General features: G+C 71.6%; 1 protein-coding gene. It reads left to right on the plus strand.

From position 1 onward, the window contains the following. On the plus strand, positions 1–1178 hold a 1178-nt coding region (locus ACFXB5_RS53785), incomplete at both ends, for a polyketide synthase dehydratase domain-containing protein (protein ID WP_385223403.1).

The following is a 1178-nucleotide window of genomic DNA, read 5'->3' on the forward strand; positions in this document are numbered from 1 at the left end:
GGCGGGTACTGGTTCCGGAACCTGCGTGAGCCGGTGCGGTTCGGTGAGGTCATTGCCGGGCTGGCGGCGGAGGGTCACCGGGTGTTTGTGGAGGTCAGTCCGCATCCTGTGTTGGGCCTGGCGATTGCGCAGGCGGGTGAGGACCTGGTCGTGGCGGGCACGTTGCAGCGCGGCGATGGCGGCCGGAGCCGCTGGCTGACCGCCCTGGCCGGTGCCTACGCTGCCGGTGTCGAGGTGGACTGGGCCGCGGCGACGGCCGATGGTGGTCGGGCGGTGAAGGTTGGGCTGCCGACGTATCCGTTCCAGCGGGAGCGTTACTGGCCCAAGGCCGTCACCACTCGCGGGGACGCCTCGTCGATCGGACTGCAGCGCTCCGGTTATCCGTTGCTGGGTGCTGCGGTGTGGCTGGCCGAGGGGGACGGGCTGGTGTTGACGGGGCGTCTGTCGCTGGCCGCGATGCCGTGGCTGGCCGACCACGCGGTCCACGGCACGGTGTTGCTGCCCGGTACGGCGTTCGTGGATCTGGCGGTCCACGCCGGGGACCTGGCCGGTTGCGGCACGCTGGAGGAACTGACACTCCAGGAACCGCTGATCCTTCCCGGCTCCGGTGGCGTGCAGCTTCAGGTCCAGGTCGGCGACAGCGACGACGACAGTGGTCGCCGAACCGTCACCGTCTCCTCCCGCGAGGGCGAGGGCGAATGGGTGCGACACGCGGTCGGCGTGCTCACCCCGGCCGGCAGTGAGCCCGCCCTGGCCCCGCTGGGTGCGTGGCCGCCCGCCGGTGCGGAGCCGGTTCAGGCGGACGGCGCCTACGAGAGGTTCGCCCAACGTGGCTACGGCTACGGGCCGGCGTTCCAGGGTCTGCGTCAGGTATGGCGCGCCGGGGACACCGTGTACGCCGAGGTGGAGCTGCCCCAGGCCGCGGAAGCTGATGTGGCCGGGTTCGGCTTGCATCCCGCTCTCCTTGATGCCGCGCTGCACGGTCTGCTGGCCGCGAGTGACGGCAGCGGTGGGACGGGGTTGCCGTTCGCGTGGTCGGGGGTGCGGCTGCTGGCCGACGGTGCCCGCCACCTGCGCGTGGTTCTGGCCCCCGTACAGGGTGGTGTCTCGGTGACGGCGTTCGACGGTGTTGGTGAACCGGTGTTGCAGGTGCGGTCGTTGGCGCTGAGGGATGCCTC

Origin of the sequence: Streptomyces sp. NPDC059455 (genome assembly GCF_042750115.1) — a bacterium.
Lineage (GTDB): Bacteria > Actinomycetota > Actinomycetes > Streptomycetales > Streptomycetaceae > Streptomyces > Streptomyces endocoffeicus.